The organism is Streptomyces daqingensis, from assembly GCF_014645895.1.
GTDB lineage: Bacteria > Actinomycetota > Actinomycetes > Streptomycetales > Streptomycetaceae > Streptomyces > Streptomyces daqingensis.
This window is the reverse complement of record NZ_BMMP01000002.1, coordinates 185187-200927: the sequence shown is the minus strand read 5'-3', so window position 1 is coordinate 200927 and position 15741 is coordinate 185187. Positions and strand designations below refer to the sequence as shown.

Annotated in this window: 16 protein-coding genes; 7 read left to right on the top strand and 9 right to left on the bottom strand. The window is 72.5% G+C overall.

Features of this window, described 5'->3' with window-relative positions; all coding sequences use genetic code 11:
- The first annotated feature begins 143 nt into the window (after nt 1-143).
- The gene (locus IEY56_RS03270) at nt 144-1682 is read left to right on the top strand and encodes an LCP family protein (protein ID WP_189035512.1); all 1539 of its coding nucleotides are present in this window, start codon (nt 144-146) and stop codon (nt 1680-1682) included.
- 130 nt (nt 1683-1812) lie between these two features.
- Here the strand turns inward: IEY56_RS03270 and IEY56_RS03265 are convergent, their stop codons facing one another.
- From IEY56_RS03265 to IEY56_RS03250, 4 genes are all read right to left on the bottom strand, one after another.
- Nucleotides 1813-3615 carry an acyl-CoA dehydrogenase gene (locus tag IEY56_RS03265; RefSeq protein ID WP_189035511.1) on the bottom strand — a complete coding sequence of 601 codons (1803 nt, stop codon included), beginning with the start codon at nt 3613-3615 and terminating at the stop codon, nt 1813-1815.
- Between the two features lie 154 nt (nt 3616-3769).
- On the bottom strand, nt 3770-4591 hold the full coding sequence (locus IEY56_RS03260; RefSeq protein ID WP_189035510.1) for an SAM-dependent methyltransferase: 822 nt from the start codon (nt 4589-4591) through the stop codon (nt 3770-3772).
- 45 nt (nt 4592-4636) lie between these two features.
- On the bottom strand, nt 4637-4873 hold the full coding sequence (locus tag IEY56_RS03255; RefSeq protein ID WP_045864561.1) for a DUF397 domain-containing protein: 237 nt from the start codon (nt 4871-4873) through the stop codon (nt 4637-4639).
- Nucleotides 4874-4890: 17 nt separating this feature from the next.
- Nucleotides 4891-5748, bottom strand: coding sequence for a helix-turn-helix domain-containing protein (locus IEY56_RS03250; protein ID WP_506003817.1), 858 nt, complete (start codon nt 5746-5748; stop codon nt 4891-4893).
- A gap of 274 nt (nt 5749-6022) precedes the next feature.
- Between IEY56_RS03250 and IEY56_RS03245 the strand changes: the two genes are divergently transcribed.
- Nucleotides 6023-6421 (top strand): ATP-binding protein, encoded by a 399-nt coding sequence (locus IEY56_RS03245; RefSeq protein WP_229711576.1) that lies wholly within the window; start codon nt 6023-6025, stop codon nt 6419-6421.
- A 253-nt stretch (nt 6422-6674) separates the two neighbouring features.
- Nucleotides 6675-7490: an SAM-dependent methyltransferase gene (locus tag IEY56_RS03240; RefSeq protein ID WP_189035508.1), complete on the top strand. Its 816-nt coding sequence runs from the start codon at nt 6675-6677 to the stop codon at nt 7488-7490.
- A gap of 143 nt (nt 7491-7633) precedes the next feature.
- Here IEY56_RS03240 and IEY56_RS03235 read toward each other — a convergent pair whose 3' ends face one another.
- Both IEY56_RS03235 and IEY56_RS03230 read right to left on the bottom strand, forming a co-directional pair.
- Nucleotides 7634-8551 (bottom strand): Sco1979 family transcriptional regulator, encoded by a 918-nt coding sequence (locus IEY56_RS03235; protein ID WP_189035507.1) that lies wholly within the window; start codon nt 8549-8551, stop codon nt 7634-7636.
- Nucleotides 8552-8753: 202 nt separating this feature from the next.
- Nucleotides 8754-8990, bottom strand: a complete 237-nt coding sequence (locus IEY56_RS03230; protein ID WP_045864779.1) for a DUF397 domain-containing protein — start codon at nt 8988-8990, stop codon at nt 8754-8756.
- A gap of 211 nt (nt 8991-9201) precedes the next feature.
- Between IEY56_RS03230 and IEY56_RS03225 the strand changes: the two genes are divergently transcribed.
- The gene (locus IEY56_RS03225) at nt 9202-9405 is read left to right on the top strand and encodes a hypothetical protein (protein ID WP_189035506.1); all 204 of its coding nucleotides are present in this window, start codon (nt 9202-9204) and stop codon (nt 9403-9405) included.
- Nucleotides 9406-9535: 130 nt separating this feature from the next.
- On the opposite strand, the gene IEY56_RS03220 is transcribed toward IEY56_RS03225, so the two are convergent.
- Together IEY56_RS03220 and IEY56_RS03215 are read right to left on the bottom strand one after the other, a co-directional pair.
- Entirely contained in the window at nt 9536-9787 is a 252-nt protein-coding gene (locus tag IEY56_RS03220; protein WP_189035505.1) for a hypothetical protein, read from the bottom strand.
- A gap of 115 nt (nt 9788-9902) precedes the next feature.
- Nucleotides 9903-10559: a TetR/AcrR family transcriptional regulator gene (locus tag IEY56_RS03215; protein WP_189035504.1), complete on the bottom strand. Its 657-nt coding sequence runs from the start codon at nt 10557-10559 to the stop codon at nt 9903-9905.
- Nucleotides 10560-10822: 263 nt separating this feature from the next.
- On the opposite strand from IEY56_RS03215, the gene IEY56_RS03210 reads away from it, so the two are divergent.
- Nucleotides 10823-11722: a universal stress protein gene (locus tag IEY56_RS03210; RefSeq protein WP_189035503.1), complete on the top strand. Its 900-nt coding sequence runs from the start codon at nt 10823-10825 to the stop codon at nt 11720-11722.
- A gap of 123 nt (nt 11723-11845) precedes the next feature.
- Nucleotides 11846-13309 carry a dihydrolipoyl dehydrogenase family protein gene (locus tag IEY56_RS03205; protein ID WP_189035502.1) on the top strand — a complete coding sequence of 488 codons (1464 nt, stop codon included), beginning with the start codon at nt 11846-11848 and terminating at the stop codon, nt 13307-13309.
- Nucleotides 13310-13348: 39 nt separating this feature from the next.
- On the opposite strand, the gene ligD is transcribed toward IEY56_RS03205, so the two are convergent.
- Nucleotides 13349-14317, bottom strand: coding sequence for a non-homologous end-joining DNA ligase (ligD, locus tag IEY56_RS03200; protein ID WP_189035501.1), 969 nt, complete (start codon nt 14315-14317; stop codon nt 13349-13351).
- Between the two features lie 192 nt (nt 14318-14509).
- Here ligD and egtA point away from each other — a divergent pair, with 192 nt between their 5' ends.
- Entirely contained in the window at nt 14510-15730 is a 1221-nt protein-coding gene (egtA, locus tag IEY56_RS03195) for an ergothioneine biosynthesis glutamate--cysteine ligase EgtA (protein ID WP_189035500.1), read from the top strand.
- Nucleotides 15731-15741: the final 11 nt, after the last annotated feature.

The following is a 15741-nucleotide window of genomic DNA, read 5'->3' as shown; positions in this document are numbered from 1 at the left end:
GGGGTGGCGGGACCGTGGTGGGGGACCGCGGCGTTCATCTGACTGAGTGAGCCGGGCGTCCGGCGGGACGGATTGGCCGGGCAGTCGCGAGCCCCGTGCCTAGCATGCGGAATCCCTCGTTCCGCCGGAGGTGTACAGCTTCGATGTCTTCCCTTCCCCGCAACCCGCGTCACCGCCCGTTCCGCCCGTACCGAAGGGCTCGTGAGGAGTCCGGCGCCCGCCCGGCACATGCCGGTGCCGGGCGCCTTCCGGCGCACTCGCGCCGCGCCGTCGCCCTCGCCGGGGTCCTCTGCGCCGCCCTCACCTGCGGCGCGGCCCTGGCCCCGGACCCGTCCGGCGGCCGCGGCGGCGCGGACGGCGGCGAGGAGAAGGTGCGCGACGCCGTCTCCGGCCTGCCGAAGGCGGGGCGGCCCAAGGACCGGCCCGGGACCAACATCCTGCTCGTCGGCCTCGACCGGCGGGACGGCATCGACAAGGCGACCCGGGACCGCCTGCACGTCAACGGCCAGCAGTGCGACTGCACCGACACGATGATGCTGGTGCACATCTCCGCGGACAGGGAGCGCGTCAGCGTGGTGAGCATCCCCCGCGACTCCTACGTGCGCTTCGCCCCGCACCGCGACACCGGCAAGGGCTTCGGCAAGGTCAAGGGAGGCACGACCCGCCACCTCGGCAAGATCAACAGCGCCTTCGCGCACGGCGGACCGGGCCTGGCCGTCCGCACGGTCGAGGCGGCGACGGGAGTCCGCGTCGACCACTACGCGGAGACCGACTTCGTGGGCTTCGAGAAGGCGGTCGACCGGCTCGGCGGTGCGAAGGTCTGCACGGACAAGCCGCTGCAGGACAAGAACGCCGGCCTGAAGCTCGCCAAGGGCACGCACGTCCTGGACGGCAACCGGACGCTGCGGTACGTGCGGGCCCGCCACCTCGACCCGCCCGGCGACGTGGCCCGCGTGCGCCGCCAGCAGCACGTGCTGGGCGAGCTGCTGCGTACGCTCGCCGGCGAGCGCTTCGCCGGCAACCCCGTGGAGCTGGCCCGTGCCGCCCACTCGCTGCGGAAGGCGGTCCGTACCGACAGCACCCTCACCATGCGCCGGATCGTCGGCATCGCCCGTAGTATCCGCGGACTGGAGGCCGATCAGACGGAGTTCGCGACCGTCCCCATCGGCGACTTCGACCACAGGTCGCCCGTCTGGGGTTCCACGCTCCGCTGGGACGGCCCGCGTGCGCGGGCCCTCTTCGCCGACCTGGCCGCGGACCGGCCGATCACGGGGAACCCGGCGACCGGCCCGAAACCGGGCAGCACACCCGTCCCGTACGCGCCGGAGACGGTGAAGGTACGGGTCGAGGGGAGCGGTAAGGCCGCCGAGCGCATGGCGCAGGACCTGCGGGACAACGGCTTCGCCGTGCAGGTGGCCGACGGCGCGAAGGGCGGCCCCCGCAAGGGCCGCACCGAGATCACCTACGACCCGTACTGGCAGCGCAAGGCGAGCACGATCGCGGCAGCCCTGCCCGGGGCCGAGCTGCGGCCGGTACCGGTGCGCGGGGACAAGCACGACGAGGTCTTCACCGTGCGTCCGGGAACCGAGGGCGCGGCCGTCGCCGACGTCGACTTCGACCGCAGCCACGTCGAGGGCGGGCCGGTGAACGGCGAGGAGCTGGACTGCGACGAGGACGACTGAACCGCGTCCGCGAAGATCCGCCGGCACCGTCCGCAAGAGAACGGCGGCCCCGGCACCCCCGAAGCGGGGGTGCCGGGGCCGCCGTTGCGTGCGATGGGGCCGGGAAAGCCGCAGCCGTGCAGGGCAGCGGTCAGAACCAGTCCGGGTCGGTCTCCAGCGTGGTGGTGTCGAGCGCTTCGAGCAGGTCGAACTGGGGCCCGGTGCGCGGCAGTTCGTGCCGGAAGAAGAAGCGGGCCGCCTGGCGCTTGCCCTGCCGGAACGCGTCGTCGCCACCCTGGGCGGCGAGGTACTGCCCGAGCCATATCCACGCGACGACGGTGTGGCCGACGGCCTCCAGGTAGACGGTGGCGTTGGCCAGGGCGACGGACGGGTCGCCCGTGCCCCACAGCCGTGCCGTCACCTTCTCCGCCCGCTCCCACGACTCCCGCAGCGCGGTGGCGAGTTCGGCCGCCTCGCCGCCTGCGGCCAGCGCGCGCTCGACGGTGGCGCCGATGGTCTCACCGAGCGCGACGAGCCCCGCCCCGCCGTCCATGACGGCCTTCCGGCCCAGCAGGTCGAGCGCCTGGATGCCGTGCGTGCCCTCGTGGATCGGGTTGAGGCGGTTGTCGCGGTAGTGCTGCTCGACGTCGTACTCGCGGGTGTACCCGTAGCCGCCGTGCACCTGGATGGCGAGGTTGTTGGCCTCCAGACACCACTGCGAGGGCCAGCTCTTGGCGACGGGGGTCAGGACGTCCAGCAGCAGCCGTGCGTGCGCCCGCTCCTCCTCCCGCTCCGCCGTCTGCTGCTCGTCGACGAGCCGCGAGCAGTACAGCAGCAGGCCGAGCGCCCCTTCGACGTACGACTTCTGCGCGAGCAACATCCGCCGCACGTCGGCGTGTTCGATGATGGGGACCTGCGGCGCGCCGGCGTCCTTGGCCGCGACGGGGCGTCCCTGGGGCCTCTCGCGCGCGTACTGCAGGGACTTGAGGTACCCGGTGTAGCCGAGGGCCATGGCTCCCGCGCCGACGCCGATGCGCGCCCCGTTCATCATGTGGAACATGTACGCCAGGCCGCGGTGCGGTTCGCCCACGAGGTGACCCACCGCGCCCGCGCTCCCGCCCGGACTGTGCGCCCCCTCTCCGAAGTTGAGCAGGGCGTTGGTCGTACCGCGGTAGCCCATCTTGTGGTTGAGCCCCGCGGTGACGACGTCGTTGCGTTCGCCGGCGGAACCGTCCGCGCCCACCAGGTGCTTGGGCACGATGAACAGCGACAGACCCTTGACGCCGGGCGGGCCGCCGGGGATCCGGGCGAGTACCAAGTGGACGATGTTCTCCGCGAGTTCGTGGTCGCCCGCCGAGATCCACATCTTGCTGCCGAACAGCCGGTAGGTGCCGTCGGGCTGCTCCTCGGCGCGCGTGGCGACGTCCGCGAGGGACGAGCCCGCCTGCGGCTCCGAGAGGCACATGGTGCCGAAGAAGCGTCCCGCGAGCATCGGGCGCACGTAGGTGTCGATCTGCTCCCGCGTGCCGTGCTCGCACAGCAGCCGGGCGTTCCCGAGGGTGAGGAAGACGTAGGCGGACGTGCCGACGTTGGCGGCCTGGAACCAGCTGAAGCACGCGGTGGCGAGCAGCTGCGGCAGCTGCATGCCGCCCAGCGCCTCGTCCATGGGCGCGGCCAGCAGATCGGCCCCGGTGAATGCGTCCAGCGCCTCCTTGACCTCGGGGACGGTGTGGACGCGCTCGCCGTCGAAGCGGGGCTCCTCCTGGTCGTTCTCCTTGTTGTGCGGGGCGAAGTGGCGCGTGGCGATCTGCGCGCTGAGGTCGAGCACGGCGTCGAAGGTCTCGCGGGAGTGCTCGGCGAAGCGCGGCCTGCGGGTCAGCTCCTCCGCGTCGAGCCACTCGTAGAGGAGGAAATCCAGATCGCGGCGGGAGAGGAGGAGCGAGGGTGTGGCCATGGCGAGGTCCGATCCCGGTCGGCGGCGTGACAGCGGTCTATCTAAGCGCTTGCTTATCGTGCGTCCGCGCGTCCGCGCCTGTCAACGGCACACTCGCTCCCGGGCCCACGCACGGGGCTCCTCCGAGAGGGCTGCCGGCGCGGCGCCCGTGTGCTCAGGGCTTCCTGGCGACGCCGACGTAGCCGGGGATCTCCGTGTCGCCGAACCGCGGGGTCTCCGGGCCGGGCCGCCAGCGGTGCGGCACGACGAGGCCGGGCTCCAGCAGCTCCAGGCCCTCGAAGAAGCGGGTCACCTCGCTGCGTGTACGGGGGCGCAGCGGCGTACCGCTGTCCGCGTACGCCTGCAGCGCGTTCGTGGCGCCCTCGACCCGTGCGGCGTCGACGAAGTCCGCGGTCGTGTGGGTGAGGACGAGGTAGCTGCCCGCGGGCAGGGCGCCCAGCAGGGTGCGGACGATCTCGTGCGGACGGTGCTCGTCGCCGATGAAGTGGAAGACGGCGTTGACCGACAGCGCGACGGGCCGGCCCAGATCGATGGTGTCGCTCAGCTCGGGCGCGTCCAGGATGCTCACCGGGTCCGTGACGTCGGCGTGGATGTACGCCGTGCCGCTCTCGGGCGCCCCGCGCAGCAGCTCGCGGCCGTGCCGGAGCACGAGCGGGTCGCTGTCGCTGTAGAGGACCTTCGCGTCGGGCGCCACCGCCTGGGCGACCTGGTGCAGGTTGGGCTCGGTGGGGATGCCGGAGCCGATGTCGAGGAACTGCCGCACGCCGCAGGGGCCCGCCAGCCAGCGCGTGGCGCGCGTCATGAAGTCGCGGTTCGCGCGCGCGGCGGGCCATACGACGGGCATCGCGGCGGCGACCTTCTCGGCGGCCCTGGCGTCGGCCTCCGAGTGGTGGTGGCCGCCCAGGTAGTAGTCGTACATCCGGGCGGGATGCGCTCTGTCGGTCTCGATCTGGGGTGCCTGACCCTGTCCAGCCAACGGTGTCTCCGTTCCGGTTCCCATCGCTTCCCGGCCCTCCCGGGATCACATGAGCAGAAAGTCGGCCTCGCCGCGCTTCGCTCCCCGTATGAACGTGTCGATCTCGTCCGGGGCGTAGATGAGCGCCGGCCCGTCCGGGTCCGTGGACTGCCGCAGGGCGACGCGGCCGTCGGCCAGCTTCATCACCTCCAGGCAGTTGCCCCCGTTCGGGCCGCTCCAGGGCTTGTGCCAGCCCTCGCTGCCGAGCTCGCTGGCGGGCATGCCGTTGTAGATGCGGCTCATCGGTTGCGGCCCATGTGTCAGAACTCCTTGCGGATCTCACCGAGAAGCGTCTCGGTGCGCGTCGCGGGGGCGGCCTGCGCGCCCATACGGTCCAGTGCCTCCAGGTAGGCGGCGGTGTCCGGGCGCTCGTCGTGGTAGACGGCGCCGCTGAGGCTCTCGATGTAGACGATGTCGGGCAGCTCGGGGATGTCGAAGCGGAAGAGCTGGAACGGCCCGAACATGGCCGGGTGCGGCCCGGAGGCGAAGGGGAGGACCTGCACCGTCACGTTCGGCATGGCCGTCGCCTCGATGAGCCGGTCGATCTGGCCGCGCATGACGGCGGGTTCGCCGACGTGGCGGCGCACCACCTGCTCTTCCAGTACGACCCACAGGCGGGGCGCGTCCGGCCGCCGCAGCAGCTCCTGCCGCTGCATGCGCAACGCGACGCGGCGGCTCAGCTCCTCCTCGCTCGCGTTGGGGAAGCCGGTGCTCAGCAGGGCCCGCGCGTACTCCGGCGTCTGGAGCAGCCCGGGCACGCAGTGGGGCTCGTAGGAGCGGATGAGGCTCGCCTCGCCCTCCAGGCTGACGTAGAGGCTGAACCAGGAGGGGAGGACGTCGCGGAAGCTCTGCCACCATCCGGGCCTGTTCGCCTCGTCCACCAGCGAGAGGAACGAGGTGATCTCCGCCTCGGGGACGCCGTAGGTCTTGAGCAGCTTCTCCACGTAGGGCGGCTTGAGGCCGACCTCGGCCTTCTCCATGCGACGGACCGTGGTCGAGTTGACACTCAGGGCGGCGGCTGCTTCCGCGAAGGAGCAGTCGGCTCTCTCCCGGAGGTCCCTCAGGCGCAGGCCGAGAACCATCTGACCCACTGTCGGTGCGGTGCGGCCGTCGGCCACGAAGCCTCCCCTCCACCGGACTTGTCGCGCTAGAAGTGTGCCACGCACTCGGTGTAGCGGCCACACTGCGCGGCCTATTCTGCAATTCGCAGATCGCCCCTTGCCAAGTGTTACTGGCGGGGAGCATAGTGATGACGTGACTCAGCTCATGAAGTCCGGCGTGCTGCCTCTGCGCCCCCCCACCTCCAGAGGCTGACGGAAGGCTCGCACCGTGGCTCTCTCCCGTCCCGCCATACCCCTGCCTCCACACGCACGGGGCGGAGGCGCCGTCAGCGTGCGCAGGGAAGAAGACTTCGAGCTGCCGGCGCATGCGACCGCCGTGGCCGAGGCGCGCGAGAGGGTGTGGGGGCAGCTGTGCAGCTGGGGTGTCCCGGAGGGCCTGGGGCGCACGGCGCAGCTGGTGGTCTCCGAGTTCTTCACCAACGCCGTGGTGCACACCGACAGTTGCCTCATCCGCTGCCGGCTCCGGGTGTGCTCCGAGCTGCTGCGCATAGAGGTCTGCGACGAGGGCGGCGACTGCGCGGAGGTCGTGCCCCGGCAGGCCGCCGCCGATGACGTCAACGGCCGGGGTCTGCAGCTCGTCAGCGCCGTCGCCGAGCGGTGGGGTGTGCGTCCCGGCGTGCACGAGCAAGGGCGCGTGGTCTGGGCGGAGCTGAGCCTCACCGTACGGTGACGCGGCGGTGCCCCGTCGCGGCGCCGTGCGGAGACGCCCCCCTGTGCGGAGACGCCCCCTGTGCGGAGACGCCCCCTGTGCGGAGACGCCCCCTGTGCGGAGGCGGCGCTGTGCAGAGGCGGCGCTGTTCTTGCGAAATTCCTTTCCCTACTGGGAAGTTGGGGCAATCCGCGTGTCGTCACCGTGCGATGCTTCGCCGTAACGAGACGTGCACGCTACGGGACGCGTGCGCAGCGGGAACGGTGAGGCACGCATGCGCGAAGAGGAAGCCGCAGCGGGGCGGGGAGTAGACGTCAACACCCCCAGTGTGGCGCGGATGTACGACTACTACCTCGGCGGCAAGGACAACTACGAGGTGGACCGGCAGGCCGTGGCCCAGCTCGACAAGGTCGTGCCGAGCACGAGGCCGCTGGCCGTCAACAACCGCAGATTCCTGCAGCGGGCCGTCCGCGTGCTGGCCCAGGAGTACGGCGTGCGCCAGTTCCTCGACCACGGCTCAGGCCTGCCCACGCAGGACAACGTCCACCAGGTCGCGCAGCGCGTCGACCCCACTGCCCACGCGGTGTACGTCGACAACGACCCCATCGTGCTCGCCCACGGCCGTGCGCTGCTCCAGGAGGACGAGAGGACCACGGTCATCCAGGCGGACCTGCGGGACACGGACGCCGTCTTCGACAACCCCGACGTGAAACGCCTCATCGACCTCTCGCAGCCGGTGGGGGCCCTCTTCGTCTCGGTCATGCACTGCATCCCCGACTCCTCCGACCCGGCCGGCGTGCTGCGCCGCGTCATCGACAAGTTGCCCTCCGGCAGCTTCCTGGTGATCAACCAGCTCGTGAGCGAGGACAAGGCCACCCGGGACTTCGTCACCGACTTCATGGCGGAGACCACCGGCGACCGGTGGGGCCGGGTGCGTCAGGCGCACGAGGTCGAGCGCTACTTCGACGGGCTGGAGGTGCTGGAGCCGGGCCTGGGCGAGATCAACGACTGGCGGCCGGACTCCGACCTCGGGCCGAAGCAGGCGACCGACGAGTGGTACGAGTTCGGGGGCGTCGCCCGCGTGCCCTGACCGCGGCGCGCATGCCCGGATCCTTCGGGCCCGGGTACGGGCCCGGGCCGCCGGCCGGCTCTCCTCGGGGGCCGGCCGGTGCTCTGCGCCGCGGGTGCCCGGGGCCGCTGTACGCGTGCGGCGGTCCGGGCGGCGGCGCTGCGTCAGCGGCTGTCCCTCTCGTGCCTGCTCAGCAGGCGCTCGAGGAACTCGACCGTCATGGCGGGAGGTTCGGCCGTCGCGCAGAGGCGGTCCATGACCACCATGTAGTTCTCGACCTCTTCGCGCTTCTCCAAGTAAAGGGAAGACGTGAGCTGTTCCAGGTAGACGATGTCGGGCAGATCCGGCTCCTGGAAGCGGAGTATCGTCACCGGTCCGCCGGCGGCGGCGAGACCCCCGATGGCGAACGGCGCGATCTGCAGTGTGATGTTGGGCTGCTCGGCCGCCCAGAGCAGCCGCTTGATCTGCTCCCGCATCACCGCGGGACCACCCAGCGGACGCTGCAGCGCCGCCTCGTCCACGACCGCCCACAATTTGGGGCTGTGCGGCCTGGTGAGGATCGCCTGCCGGGCGGACCGCAGCCGCACGCGGCGTTCGATCTCCTCCGTCGAGGCGCGCGGATGGCCCAGGCGCATCACAGCGCGGGCGTAGTCCTCCGTCTGGAGCAGGCCCGGGATGAACTGCACCTCGTACATGCGGATCACGGACGCCGCTTCCTCCAGGCCGATCAGCCTGTCGAACCACGGCGACATCACGTCGCTGTACTTCTGCCACCAGCCCGGGGTGCCGGCCTGACGCGCCAGCGCCAGGTACTCCTCGCGCTCCTGCTCGCCGGTGACCCCGTACAGCGACAGCAGGTCGGCGACGTCCCGCTCCTTGCATCCGACCCGGCCCAGCTCAAGCCGGCTGATCTTCGCGTGCGAGCCGCGGATGGCGTCGCCGGCGGCCTCACGGGTGATGCCGCGCTGCTCACGGAGCCGGCGGAGCTGCGTTCCGAGCACGATGCGCAGAATCGTCGGTCCACCGCGGGGGTGGTCGAGGATCCGCCTCACTGACGAATCGTCTTCCTGCTGAGCTGGCATCAGGTCTGTCCTTGCTCCCGTGAGTGACGAGTCGGGCGCCCAGTGTCCCACTCCGTGAACTGGCCGTACAGTCATGCTCGTTGCACATACCCCTGCCATGTGCCACAGGCGGGCCGGCCCCCGTACCGGCCCGGTTCCGGTGCCGGGCGCCTTCCGCTGCCGCAGGCCGCGGGTGTTGCGGCTGCCGGCACCCGCGGCGTCGTTACGCCCCGGGCAGCAGGTCGTCGAAGTCGCCGTCCTTGGCTCCCTGTACGAACGCGGCCATCTCGGCCTGTGTGTAGATCAGCGCGGGGCCGGACGGATGCCGCGAGTTGCGTACGGCCACGCCGCCGTCCGGGAGGTTCGCGACCTCGACGCAGTTGCCGTTCGGGTTGCTCCGGCCGCTCTTCCGCCAGGTGACGTCCAGCCGACTGGCCTGGATGCCGTTGTCCGTGTGCATGAGTACCTCTCTGTCGCGCGGCGTCACGCGCCTGTTCCGGGGTGCCGGGCAGCACTGTCTCACAGCAGGGCGTTCTTGCATCTGTAATTGCAGATGTACTTGCAGGGGTAAGTACAGATGGACAAGAATGGCCGTCACAGCGGTCCTGAGCCCCGAACGTGCCGTGGTGACAAGCGAGTTCGGCTCATCTGTCCCTCACCCTGGAGTGCCGGTGACCTCATACGGATGCCAACGACCCGCTACTGCCACGCCGGTTGACGAAGACGCAGCGATCGCCGAACTCGAACAGTGCGACTGGGACGACCCGTTGACGCGTCTGCTGTTGCTGCTGGAGATCGCCGACCGGCCCGCATGGCTGCGGGAGGTCGCGCGCAACTCGCACCGGGGAGCCGCCGCCCAGCGCCGCGCCGGCTGAAACCCCGCCGGGCGCCCGTACCCGTACCCGCGACGGAACGGACCGGCCCGTGAACGGGGCTGTGCCAGCCCGTGAGGGGGGCCGGGGAGCGGATGCCGGCGGATCACGTCGAGCCGTGCGACCGCCCTTGTCAGCGCTGTGTAGAGCTGGTGCGTTCCCCGTGTCTCCGCCTCCACGGTCCGCCGGCTTCCTCGCCGTCCGCGTAGCCGAGTCGGCCGACGAAGAGCGGTCCCTCGGCTTCCTCGCTCAACTCCTTGGCCCGACTGCGTAGTTCGCGGTCCAGCGCCTCGGCGCTCGTGCCGCCCCCGGAGAGCCTCTTCTCGTCCAGCACGCCTGCTCCGTCCCGCACCCGGTCCCGGTCGGTGGCGACCGTGCTTCTCATCGCGGCGCGGCATTCCGCGGCGTAGGCGCGCTCGGCCGCCGACTCCCCGGAGGGGAGGGGGTGATGCCCGCCGTCTTCCGGCGTCCTGTCAGGGGAGCGGCTTGAGCCGCCGGGGTCACGCCCACCGGCGCAGCCCCGTGCTCAGCATGCCGAAGGCGTGCTCCGCCGCCGCCGTCGCGTGCCCGCTCACCTTGTCCGCGGACGCTCCGCCGTCGATGCGCTGCCAGTTGTCCAGGGCGAGGACGCGCTGCACCGTCACGATCTGACCGGCGGCCAGCCGCGCGGAGACGTCGGCCAGTTCGCCGTCCGACGCGCTGTCCGCCGGGTGTGCTTCGAGGAGCGCCCGGGCCAGCGCGTCCTCGGCGCGGCCCGTGTAGGCGTGCATCCGCGCCACGAGGCTCGGAGTCCCGTGCAGCAGACGGAGGAAGGCGAGGACCTGCTCGTGGTCGCAGAGGCCCGTCACGGGGTCACGGGCCTCCAGGCCGCGCAGAAAGTTCCGGCGCAGCGCGCCGAGCGGCGGCTCCCCGGCGCCGCGGGCCCGTACGACACGGGCGGCCTCGTCCTCGTGGTCGCCGATTCGGTGGAGCGCCATGTCCTCCTTGGAGGGGAAGTAGCGGAAGAGCGTGGGCTTGGAGACCTCCGCCCGCTCCGCGATCTCCGAGACGGAGACCTTCTCGAAGCCGCGCTCGAGGAAGAGCGTGACGGCGGTGTCGGAGATCGTCTGGAGCGTGCGCTGCTTCTTGCGGGCGCGCAGACCCTGTGGTTCGGCCATGAGGGGAACATGGCGAGAAAATACAACCGGGTCAAACTATTAACCGGGTTGCGATCGATGGGCGGCCGGGGCGGGGCCGATGCGCGAGCAGCTCGCGTCCGAGCCGGCAGGGTCATCGAGGGGGCGCCCCGGAGTCCCGCGCGGCGGGCGCGAGGAGGGTCGATTTCAACCGCGTTCCCGCGTTTGCCCGTTGAGGACCTGAGTCACCGGCATATCGCGCACACTGGGACGTACGGACGAGCGAGCCGAGGGAGAACCCCCAGATGAGTGACCGCTCCACAGCCCCAGCCGACGAGGCCCGCGTGGTCGTCGGCGTCGACGGATCAGAACCTTCCCTTCGCGCACTCGACATGGCGGCAGAGGAGGCGGACAGGCGCGGCGCCGCCCTGGAGATGCTCTATTCGGCGTCGTGGCCCAGGCGCTCCCGCGTCCCGGTGACGGAGAGCGACCTCGACCGCATCCGCGTGGCCGCCGCCGTCGTGCTGGACGACGCGGGCCAGCGGGCCCAGCAGCGCGTGCCGGGACTGCGCACCATCCCGAGGATCCACACGGAGTCGCTTCCCGCCGACGCCCTGGTGGCGTCGAGCCGCACCGCGGCGCTGACCGTCGTCGGAACCCGCGGGCACGGCGGGTTCTCCGGGCTGCTCGTCGGCTCCGTCAGCCTGCGGGTCGCCGTGCACGCCCAGGGGCCGCTGCTGGTCGTCGGCGACAGCCGCGAGAAGGAGACCGCCGAACGGGGCAGCGTGCTCGTCGGGCTGAATTCGGAGGCGGACGAGCCCGCGGTGCGCTTCGGATTCGAGGAGGCGGCACGCCGCGGGGCGTCGCTGCGCGTCCTGCACGCCTGGAGCCTGCCCCGTATGCCCGGCAGGCTCCAACTGCCTCCGCGGGAGGCCGAGCAGGCGCGCGAGGCCGCCTCGGAGCTGGTGCGGGGAGCGGTGCACCGGCTCAGTGGCGAGCACCCCGGTGTCTCGGTGAGTGCGGACGAGAAGGGCGGGAGCCCGCCGGCCACTCTGATCGAGGCGAGCCGCACGGCGGACGTGATGATCGTCGCGGTGCACCGCAGCACGCGCCGCCGCCTCGGACTGCAGCTCGGGCCGGTCGCCCACGCCGTCCTCCACCACGCGCACTGCCCGGTCGTGACCGTGCCGACTCCGACGGGCTGACGGGCCGGGAGCGGCCCCGTGGCGGGGCCGCTCCCGGACGGCCGCCATCGGTGCCTTCCGCCGTTTACCTCCCTTTCCCCAGCGCACCCGGCACAGCACAGGACCCAGCCAGTGGAGGCCGTCATGAGCCGTTCCGAAGTGCCCTCCGGGGGCCCCGAAGCCGACGAGTACGACGTCATCGTGATCGGGGCGGGACCGGTGGGGGAGAACGTCGCCGACCGTGCGCACGCGAGCGGGCTCAGCGCTCTCGTCGTGGAGAACGAGCTGGTCGGCGGCGAATGCTCGTACTGGGCGTGCATGCCCAGCAAGGCGCTGCTCCGGCCTGTGGCGGCGCTGTCCGACGCCCGCCGGGTCGCGGGCGCCGCCCAGGCGGTCGACGGGGGGCTCGACGCCGTCGCCGTCCTGGAGCGGCGCGACGGTTTCACCAGCAACTGGCAGGACAAGGGACAGGTCGCCTGGCTGGAGTCGACGGGGCTCGAACTGCTCCGCGGACGGGCCCGGCTGGACGGCCCCCGGCGCATCGCCGTCGAGACCCACGACGGCACGGTGCGGACGCTCACCGCGCGGCACGCCGTCGCCGTCTGCACGGGCAGCCGCGCCGCCCTCCCCGGCATCCCGGGCATCGAGGAGGCGAGGCCCTGGACGAGCCGGGAGGCGACCTCCGCCAAGGAGGTGCCGGGGCGGCTGGCCGTCGTCGGCGGGGGAGTGGTCGGCGTGGAGATGGCCACCGCCTGGCAGGCCCTCGGCTCCGAGGTGACGCTGCTGGTGCGGGGGGACCGGCTGCTGCCCAGGATGGAGCCGTTCGCGGGCGAGCTGATCGCCGAGGGGCTCACGGCGGCGGGCGTCACCGTGCGTACGGGCGTCTCGGTGGAGGAGCTGAGCCGGCCGGGCCCCGACGGGCCCGTGACGCTCTCGCTCTCCGGCGGGGGACGGCTGGAGTGCGACGAGGTGCTCTTCGCGACGGGACGGGCGCCCCGCACGGACGACTTCGGCCTGGAGACCGTCGGCTGCGAACCGGGGAGCTGGCTGAGCGTCGACGACACCCTCCGGGTCACCGGCGTGCACGGCGGCTGGCTCTACGCGGTGGGCGACGTCAACGGCCGCGCCCTGCTGACGCACCAGGGCAAGTACCAGGCGCGGGTGGCAGGTGCCGCCATCGTGGCGCGCGCGGCGGGCGTGCCGCTGCTGGAGACGGACCGGTGGGGGGCGCACTCCGCGACGGCGGACCACGACGCGGTTCCGCAGGTCGTCTTCTGCGATCCGGAGGCCACCTCCGTCGGGCTGACGGTGGATGAGGCCGAGCGGCGCGGACTGCGGGTGCGGGCCGTCGACGTGGAGCTGGGAGAGGTCGCCGGGGCGTCGCTCTACGCGGACGGCTACCGGGGGCGGGCCCGGATGGTCGTCGACCTGGACCGGGAGGTCGTCGCCGGCGTCACGTTCGTGGGCCCCGGAGTCGGGGAGCTGCTGCACTCGGCGACGGTCGCCGTGGCGGGCGAGGTGCCGCTGGAGCGGCTGTGGCACGCGGTTCCCTCCTACCCGACCATGAGCGAGGTGTGGCTGCGGCTGCTGGAGGAGTACCGGGGATGAGCCGCGGCTGCGGCCGGCGGGCGTGCGGCCCCCAGCGGGCTACCGGCCCCGCTCGTCCCGCAGTTCGGGGGCCCGGACGGAGAGCCTGCGGTCCGCCGCCCGCACGGACCGGCCGCGTACGGTGCCCTCCGACCACGGATCCTCGCCGCGCAGCCGCTTCTCGAGCGCCTCCATGTCGGCGAGCTTCCACCGGTCCGGCGCGAGGTCCGAATCGTTCAGCTCCGACCAGCTGACGGGCATGGCGACCGGGCCGCCCGGGCGGGCGCGCACCGCGTACGGGGCGACCGCCGTCTGGGCGTAGGCGTTGCGCTGGATGTCGAGGTAGATGCGGTCGCCGCGGGCGGCCTTGCGGGCCTCGTCCGTGAGGCGGTCCGGATGGCGGGCGACGAGGACCCGGGAGACGCGGCGGGCGAAGTCGCGCACCGTGTCGAAGTCCGCGCGGCGGTCGAGAGCCGCGACCACGTGCAGGCCGCGCGAGCCCGTCGTCATCAGCCGCGTGGGCAGGTCGACCTCCTCCAGCAGGCCGCCCACGCAGGACGCGGCCCACCGCACGTCTTCGAAGTCCGCGCCGCCGCTGGGGTCCAGGTCGAAGACGAGCAGGTCCGGATTGCGGGGCCGGTCCGCCTTGGACAGCCAGCGGTGCTGCGTGACGGACGCCTGCCCGGCGAGGTAGACGAGGGTGTCGGCGTTGTCGCAGACGACGTGCCGGACCGTCCCGCCCTCCTTGGACATTTCGGCGGTGTGCACCCAGTCGGGGAAGTAGTCGGGGGCGTTCTTCTGCATGAGCGGCTTGCCGCCGATGCCGTCCGGGTGACGCTCCATCATCAGCGGGCGTCCCCGTAGGCGCGGGACGGCCCGGGTGGCTACGCGGCGGTAGTAGCGCGCCAGGTCGCTCTTGGTGATTCCGTCGTCCGGGAAGAGCACCTTCCCGGGTCTGCTGATCTCGATGTCCCTCACCCCGCGACGAGTTGACCGGTACGGGCGGTGCAAACGGAAACCGGAGGGCATGCCCGGCGGACATACGGGCACAGGAGTGGGCGGGCGGTGCTGGACGCCGCCTCCGGGGCCGGCACGGGCAGCACCTTCACCCTGGCCGACGCCGCCGTCTTGCGGACCGCCGCTGAGGGCAGCAGTCTCGGAATTCTCAGGGCCGGGCGGTCCCGGAGGCCCTCCGGACGTGGACGGGAGGCGGCGCAAGCCATGGATGCCGTGCTGAACGAGGACGAGGCGGCCGCGTACGTGGGCGGCATCTGCTTCAAGACGGGTCCGCCCCGCCGGGTCGGGGTGGAACTGGAATGGCTCGTCCGGGACCGCTCCGCCCCGGGGCGCGGCGTGCCGCCCGAACGGATGGAGGAGGCGCTCGCGCCGCTGTGGACCCGCGGTCTCCCCGGTGGAAGCAGGCTCACCCGGGAGCCCGGCGGACAGCTCGAGATCAGCTCGCCTCCCGGCGAGACCCTCTCCGAATGCATCGCGACCACGGCCGCCGACCTGACCATGCTGCGCAAGCGCGTCGGGGAGACCGGCGCCGTCCTGTACGGCCGCGGCCTCGACCCGTACCTGAGCCCGCCGCGCGTCGTGGAGGACCCCCGCTACCGCGCCATGGAGGCGCACTTCGACCGCACCGGCCCGTGGGGCCGCATGATGATGCGAGCCACCGCCGCCGTGCAGGTCAGCCTCGACGCCGGCGACGACGGCGACGGGCCTACCGGCTACCGCTACCGCTGGCGCCTCGCCCACCGGCTCGGCCCCGTACTGGTCGCCGCCTTCGCCAACTCCCCGCTGTGGCGCTCCCGGCCCACGGGCTGGCTCTCCACGCGCCAGAGCGTCTGGGCGCGGGCCGACCCCGGGCGCACCAGCCCGCCGCAGGCGCACGCCGACCCCCGCGAGGGGTGGGCCCGCTACGCCCTCGACGCCGACCTGCTCTGCCTGCGCAGGGAGCCGCCCGCCGACTGGACGGCGCCGCCCCGGCTCTCCTTCCGCTCCTGGCTGCGCGGCGTACACCGCGAACGGCGCCCCACCCGCGCCGATCTCGACTACCACCTCGGCACCCTCTTCCCGCCCGTACGCCCGCGCGGCTGGCTGGAGCTGCGGATGATCGACGCCCAGTGCGGCGACGGCTGGATCGCGGCCACGGCCGCGGCGGCGACCCTCCTGGACGACCTGCGGGCGGCCGAGGCCGCCTGGGAGGCCACCGAGGCGCTGGAGGGCGACGACGCGGTGTGGGAGCGGGCGGCACGCGACGGGCCCGCGGACCCTCTGCTGGGTCCGGCCGTGCGCGCGTGCATGGCCGCGGCCGAGTCCGCTCTCGCGCGAACCGAGCCCGGCAGCCTCGTGCACCACTCGGTCCTCGAGTTCGCCGAGCGCTACTCCGAGCGCGGCCGCTGCCCGGCGCACGACCAGCTGGAGAAGCTGCGCGGCTGACGGCCTCGCGC